This window comes from Limnofasciculus baicalensis BBK-W-15 (assembly GCF_024178385.1).
In the GTDB taxonomy this organism is placed as follows: Bacteria; Cyanobacteriota; Cyanobacteriia; order Cyanobacteriales; family Coleofasciculaceae; genus Limnofasciculus; species Limnofasciculus baicalensis.
On sequence record NZ_JAMZMM010000360.1, the window covers coordinates 1 to 6,224 of the forward strand.

General features: G+C 43.5%; 6 protein-coding genes and 1 pseudogene. 6 read left to right on the top strand and 1 reads right to left on the bottom strand.

Annotated features, from left to right (window positions below; all coding sequences use genetic code 11):
* Positions 1-265: 265 nt before the first annotated feature.
* The gene (locus NJ959_RS30295; RefSeq protein ID WP_256529728.1) at positions 266-388 is read left to right on the top strand and encodes a hypothetical protein; all 123 of its coding nucleotides are present in this window, start codon (positions 266-268) and stop codon (positions 386-388) included.
* 160 nt (positions 389-548) lie between these two features.
* Here NJ959_RS30295 and NJ959_RS24365 read toward each other — a convergent pair whose 3' ends face one another.
* Complete coding sequence (locus tag NJ959_RS24365) at positions 549-1,349, bottom strand: DUF928 domain-containing protein (RefSeq protein ID WP_254014342.1); 801 nt, start codon at positions 1,347-1,349, stop codon at positions 549-551.
* A 395-nt stretch (positions 1,350-1,744) separates the two neighbouring features.
* Here NJ959_RS24365 and NJ959_RS24370 point away from each other — a divergent pair, with 395 nt between their 5' ends.
* From NJ959_RS24370 to NJ959_RS24390, 5 genes and pseudogenes are all read left to right on the top strand, one after another.
* Complete coding sequence (locus NJ959_RS24370) at positions 1,745-3,472, top strand: CHASE2 domain-containing protein (protein ID WP_254014343.1); 1,728 nt, start codon at positions 1,745-1,747, stop codon at positions 3,470-3,472.
* A gap of 19 nt (positions 3,473-3,491) precedes the next feature.
* A complete protein-coding gene (locus NJ959_RS24375) occupies positions 3,492-3,992 on the top strand; it encodes a phage tail protein (RefSeq protein ID WP_254014344.1) in 501 nt (166 codons plus the stop codon).
* Positions 3,993-4,182: 190 nt separating this feature from the next.
* The gene (locus tag NJ959_RS24380; RefSeq protein WP_254014345.1) at positions 4,183-4,761 is read left to right on the top strand and encodes a DUF3727 domain-containing protein; all 579 of its coding nucleotides are present in this window, start codon (positions 4,183-4,185) and stop codon (positions 4,759-4,761) included.
* A gap of 98 nt (positions 4,762-4,859) precedes the next feature.
* Positions 4,860-5,939, top strand: coding sequence for an endolytic transglycosylase MltG (gene mltG, locus NJ959_RS24385; protein WP_254014346.1), 1,080 nt, complete (start codon positions 4,860-4,862; stop codon positions 5,937-5,939).
* 73 nt (positions 5,940-6,012) lie between these two features.
* Positions 6,013-6,224 (top strand): annotated as a pseudogene (locus tag NJ959_RS24390) (RRXRR domain-containing protein); the annotation flags it as partial.

Consider the following 6,224-nt stretch of genomic DNA (forward strand, 5'->3'; position numbering starts at 1 on the left):
ATCTTGGCTAGAGGAACCATACTTAATGCTAGCGGTAGCGATTAAGCTCTCACTCATCACCATTCCTACAGCCAAGACTAAGGAAATCGTTTTGAAATAAATAGAAGGCTTATTCATGATGCTCCTTTCTAATGAAACTGTTTGAGTAAATTTCTACGAATGTATAATAGATTCTGACCCCTGATTCCTACCACAAATATATGGGCAATTTTAGAGATATTTTTTTTGAGTAAAGTTTTTTAAACTCATAATCGTTAGAGAGAGGGTGTTAATCTTTAACTCCCGGCAATGGTCCGATCGCCCCTTCGCTGGCTGTTTAAACCAACCAACTGCAACAGACATTCCCACCTCTATTTTAGATCATATCGTTCAGATCGCGATCGCATAAGGCAGGAAATTCAGGGTATTAGTCTAGATTCTATTGTCTTTATGGACACAGATGCTATTGCGCTCTTTTGTTTTCTTAACTCTTTGACTACATTAGTCACGAGAAATAAGAATCCCGGTTTCTTTGAGAAACCGGGATTCTGGGGATACACCCAATTGCGTTAATTTTCCATTTCCTTGAGCGCACCAATGATTTCGGCATTAGCCAGTCTGTCTAAACCAACAGATTTCAGCAGACTTTGCCAATCATCTTTCAGTTGTTGCTCATTTGGATAACGTTGGCGTAAATCAGCCAGCGTACTCACAGTTTCTGTCCAGTTTTCATGTTGAGCATAGACAGCGGGGCGATCGCGCTCTTGAGCTTGAGCTAAATCTTGAGTTAGACTGTCATCCTTGGGCATTAGTTTAACCCACCCGTCTACCACCAAATCCCCGGATGTGTCAGGATCGTTGGGATTGCAATCAATTGTAAAGAACCAGTGGTATAAAGGTTCCTCAACCCCTGAAGAGATATTCTCATCCTCACCCTTGGGTAGATCCACTGTAACGCTTACAACTCCACCACGTCCAGGTAATTCAACCTGTTTTTCTTGGACAAGGAAGGCTTCGTTGTTCTTTTCCCCAACCACTACAAAGGTTCCCTTCGTTTTTTGAGTTTTAGAAATATAAATCAATAATGTCGGGCTTTGACTGACTGTTGATTCAATTTCAATCTTTTTTTCTGCCGCCAACTTTGCTTCGTTTGTCTTTGGTAACAGTGCCGTGACATCAATTGTTTCTCCACCACAAGCACGAGGACCCCGCGATATTGCGCCAGTCCGCTGACGGGATGACCGGATATTTCCAATTCTAAACCCTAAACGGGAACGTCGCACCTGTGCTAAGAGGGTTTCTCCAAAGGTTTGTTGTAAGTTAGAAGTGCTAGGCTTAATATTGGCTGTGGCGATTAAGCTTTCACTCATTACCAGTCCTACAACCAAGAGGGACCAAAGGGATTTGTGGGATAGGAACGTTTTCATGCTACTCCTTTTAAAGGGGGGGATGTCAATTGTAGGATTACAGTAAACTGTTTGACAAAGGCAGGATATATATAAGGTGACTTCTTCAGTTCTAGAAAAGTTTCCCCAATGGGTTGGCAAATATTTACAAATATTTATAAAATTTTAAGTAGTGACATCTTAAGGACTCCTATTGGAGTTTGTTTGCCGCCAAACCCAATACACAACCGAATCGCCGATGTACTATATACTTAGGACTTACCTATAATCAAGCCTCAAGCCTCCTTACCCCACACCCTAAACCATAGCCATACCTCCCATTGCCAAGATCCCTCAACAGATGAGGAACCAACACTAATATGATTTCTCAAGTATCTGAAAAATTCAGTTCGCTCTTCTCCAATCCGAAGAATCCGATTAGAATTGCGATCTCCTTTGGGGGAACAGTAATTCTCACTAGTGCGATAGTCACTACAGCGATAGTAGCAGTGCGACAGCTTGGCGTATTAGAAGGATTTGAACTCCGCTCCTATGACTACTTTATCCGTTCCCTTCCTCCTGAAGAACCAGATAACCGCGTCTTAGTAGTGGGTATAACTGAGGAAGACATTCAAAAATTAAAAGAAGCTTCAATATCGGATGCCACAATGGCAAAATTTTTAAATAAAATAGAGGAATATGAACCACGAGCCATCGGTATTGATGTATTAAGAGATGTGCCAATAGGTCCAGGTCGCCAAGATTTAATTAAAATACTCAAAAACAACGAGAATATCATTGCTGGCTGTAAGCTAAGTTCAGAAAGCGAACCCGGAGCCGCCGCCGCACCAGAAGTCCCAAAAGAGCGGATTGGTTTTGCCGATTTACCGCAAGATCCAGATATCATAATGCGTCGCACTACTTTAGTATCAACACCGACAACTCCCAACGGCGCAGTAGAAAATATTCACGTATGTAATTATGCAGATCCAGAAAACCAAGTCCTATCCCTGGCATTTAATGTCGCACTACTTTACTTAGATAAAGATAATATCTTTCCCCAACCTATAGAAGAAGGAGCTAATGAAGGAGATATTAAATTAGGTAGAACTTTATTTAAACGCCTTAGAGATAATGTTGGTGGATATCGCAATCTGGATGCCCCAGATTACCAGATATTGATTAAATATAGGTCGGGTGAAAAGGCAATCCCACAAGTCAGTCTGGTTGATGTTTTAAATGGAAAAATTAATCCTGCTTTAGTGAAAGATCGTATAGTGATGTTGGGTTACACTGCCACGACAAAAAATGACGACTTTGCCACTCCCTATAGTGCTGGAGATCGAGATAGAGTAGAAATGCCCGGGGTATTAATTCACGCTAATATTGTCAGTCAAATTATTAGTGCAGTTTGGGATAATCGACCATTAATTTGGTATTGGCATTTTGGGGGTGAAGTTTTGTGGATTTTCGGTTGGTCCCTAGCAGGGGGAACCCTAGCCTGGAGTATCCGCCTTCCCTGGTTATTTATCCTGGCGAGTGGGGCTGCGATCGCAATTTTATATGGCATCAGCTATTTTCTATTTCTTCAGTCTGGTTGGATTCCCCTAATTCCCGCCGGATTAGGAGTGGTGGTAACCGCAGGGATTGTGGTGTTAATCGACAGATACAGCAAAACTGTTACACAAACAGTCAAGAAACTATTCAGAATGGATGTTGAGATTGACACTGACAAAGTAGCAGCGGAAGTGTCAGCAATTACAGAAACTGAAACATTCCAGATCTTAAAGAAAAGAGCAGCGGAACGTAAAGGATTAATAAATAATACCAACGATCGAGATATTTCTCACCCAGCTCCAGAAACTTTTGCAGAAACCCCAATTACTCAGGATGCGAAAACTACAACAACAGATGTGATGGAGGATGGTAATCAAAAAGCTCGGGAGTTAATTATTCTCCAAAACGATGACAATAATCAGTCAAATAGCGAGAATCTAGAGGAGACAACAACCACGGAGGAATTGGGAGGAGAGGCGACTGATGATTACTTACAGCAATTGCAAAAAAGGGGGATAAGAATGAGAAATAAAGATGATAACGAACTATAAATTATTGAGGGTTATTCCAATGACTGACCAAACAAACTATGTTACAGCAAATCATTTTTATGTAGAAATTGAGAGTCAGATTACAGCCTCGTTTAGCGAATGTTCTGGTTTTGGTGTCCAGATAGATAAAGAGGTTTATTCAGAAGGAGGTGTTAACAATCAGCAGCGTATTTTTCTCAAACAATCTAAATTTACCGATGTCACCCTCAAGCGAGGAATTACTGATAATATAACATTCTGGAATTGGATTAATAATACCCTGAGTCCCGGCAAAAAAGAAAGACGTAACGTCAATATTTTGGTTTTTAACCAAGCCGGGGAAACAATGCAGTGTTGGACATTAACAGGAGCGATTCCCGTTGGTTGGAAAACAGGATCTCTACAGGCTAACTCTAATGCTGTAGCAATTGAAGAGTTGACTTTAGCTTATGAAGGGTTGAAAGTTGTCGCTAAACAAGGTGGTGGAGGTGCATCTACAAAAGTTCAACGGGATAGTGCAGGCTCTTTCCCTGGAAACTAAATCTCAAGGATATCAGCGGCACGAGAATCCCGGTTGATAATGTGGTGATTCACCTCAAAACAAATCGCGATCGCGAGGTAAGTCCCAAGAGTGATATTCTAAAGTGTGCAACCTACGCCCCAAAATTTTGTCGCGGCGGCGGTTGGCAATTTCATTATCCCCTTCGATCCTATATAGCAGAAAAACTGCAATGTCCTCATCTGCATATCCCCAAGAAAATGGTCAATCCGATCTCGGCAGCGTTACACTAATCGATGAAGTGGGGCGACGCTTAAATTGTTCCATCGAACATACTCTGGAAGTAGACGGTGAAGAGTTCCTTCTCCTCATGCCCAGAGACACCCCCATCCAAATTGTCGCCTGGGATGAGGAAGACGAGGAAGACTTCGCTGACGCGACGTTAATCGAAGACGACGAGGAAATCGATCTGCTCTTCCCAGATGCCCAAGCCGTACTCGCCGAGCAAAACTTGACCCTCAAGCGTACTGCCTATACCCTCACGGTAGCAGGTGAACTACCCGAAATGGATGAGGAAGAGATTCTCACGATTGAGGTTGAGGAGAGTGATGTGGAATTGGAGCCAGAAGAGTTTCAGTTACTGGCGAGCTTCTATCATGAAGAACAGGAGTATGGAGTTTACACCCCCCTCGATCCCCTGCTATTTCTAGCACGGACAAACTCAAAAGGTGAACCGGAGCTGCTTTCCCCAGAGGAATTTAAAAAAGTTCAGCCGCTGCTAGAAGACTTGTTGTTTGATGAATTGGAATAATTAGTATTGGTTATTTGTTGTTTGTTGTTCGTTCTTTGTTGTTGTTCAACATCACAAATAACCAATAACAAATAACCAATGACTAAACACGAAAATCGATGAAAACGGTTCAACGAATCTCAAGGTGGTCTTATTTTCTGGTGCTACTGCCTGTCACAATCTTAGTTGCTGCTTGGCAGGGTTGGGCATGGTGGAGTTGGGCTTCATCCCCACCCGCTGTGGCAAGATCCTCAAAATCAGAAACTCAAACAGCAGTACAAATTCAGATTCCCCCCGGCACAGGGGCACAACAAATCGGTAAGGATTTGGAAACAGCAGGTGTGATTCGCTCCGCATCTGCTTGGAAACTCTGGACTTATTGGCTAGAGTGGCAAAATCGGGATGGAGGTTATAAAGCGGGGACTTATCAGCTATCGCCCACTAAACCCCTAAGTGCGATCGCAGATAAAATTTGGACGGGTGAGGTGATGCAGTTGTCCTTCACTATCCCAGAAGGTTGGTCCATCCAGCAAATGGCAACCTATTTTGAATCCCTAGGCTATTTTAAAGCAGAAGATTTTATCAGCGCTGCCAGTCAAATTCCTAGAGAAAAGTTTCCCTGGTTACCCGCTGACATCCCTCACCTGGAAGGCTATTTGTACCCAGATACCTATCAATTGCCGAGCGATAGCCTCTCCCCCCAACAAGTTATCCAGCAAATGCTCAAACGGTTTGAGCAGGTAGCCCTGCCACTCTATCAACAAGCACAAGGTAAAACACAGTTAAGCTTTACTCAGTGGGTTACTTTAGCTAGCTTGGTAGAAAAAGAAGCGGCAATTCCGGCGGAGCGCCCTCTGATTGCTGGTGTCTTTACCGCACGCTTGCGCCGGGGTATGAAAATGGAAAGCGATCCGACAGTAGAGTATGGTTTAGGAATTCGACAAACTGCCGATCAACCCTTAACTTTCGCCCAGGTGAAAACCCCTTCTCCTTATAATACTTATCTCAATCCGGGACTCCCGCCTACTCCGATTGCTGCTCCAGGTGTGGAGAGTTTGAAAGCTACTCTCTCTCCTGATAGTACCGATTTTCTCTTTTTCGTCGCTCGCTATGATGGCACTCATGTTTTCAGTAAAACTTTAGCAGAACACGAAGCGGCGACAGTCGCTATCCGGAGACAACGGCAAGCTCAACAGTAGGAGTCAACGACCCGCCGCTAACCGCTTAGGCGGTATAGCGCTTGCTCTGAAAGAGCCTGACGTTGACCAGCCTCTTGAAAGTCGCATTGCCAATATTGAAACTTGGGTAGGGCGAATTAGAAAACTTTGCCCAGTAACCGCAATCTATCAAGAGCTAGTTAGGTTCGATTTGCAGCAAATGCAGAACCCTGAGATTAGCGGGGTTGAGTATCAACGAGGTGAGTTGTTTGGCTTTGAAGTCAAAGAATATTTACTTCCTTGTCCCCCTTGTCTTCCTTGTCCCCC

What these genes read in the sequence shown, in the direction of transcription:
- NJ959_RS24365 (WP_254014342.1), bottom strand. Translation starts at nt 1,349, where the DNA reads ATGAGTGAAAGCTTAATCGCCACAGCCAATATTAAGCCTAGCACTTCT.
- NJ959_RS24375 (WP_254014344.1), top strand. Translation starts at nt 3,492, where the DNA reads ATGACTGACCAAACAAACTATGTTACAGCAAATCATTTTTATGTAGAA.
- mltG (WP_254014346.1), top strand. Translation starts at nt 4,860, where the DNA reads ATGAAAACGGTTCAACGAATCTCAAGGTGGTCTTATTTTCTGGTGCTA.
- NJ959_RS24370 (WP_254014343.1), top strand. Translation starts at nt 1,745, where the DNA reads ATGATTTCTCAAGTATCTGAAAAATTCAGTTCGCTCTTCTCCAATCCG.
- NJ959_RS24380 (WP_254014345.1), top strand. Translation starts at nt 4,183, where the DNA reads ATGTCCTCATCTGCATATCCCCAAGAAAATGGTCAATCCGATCTCGGC.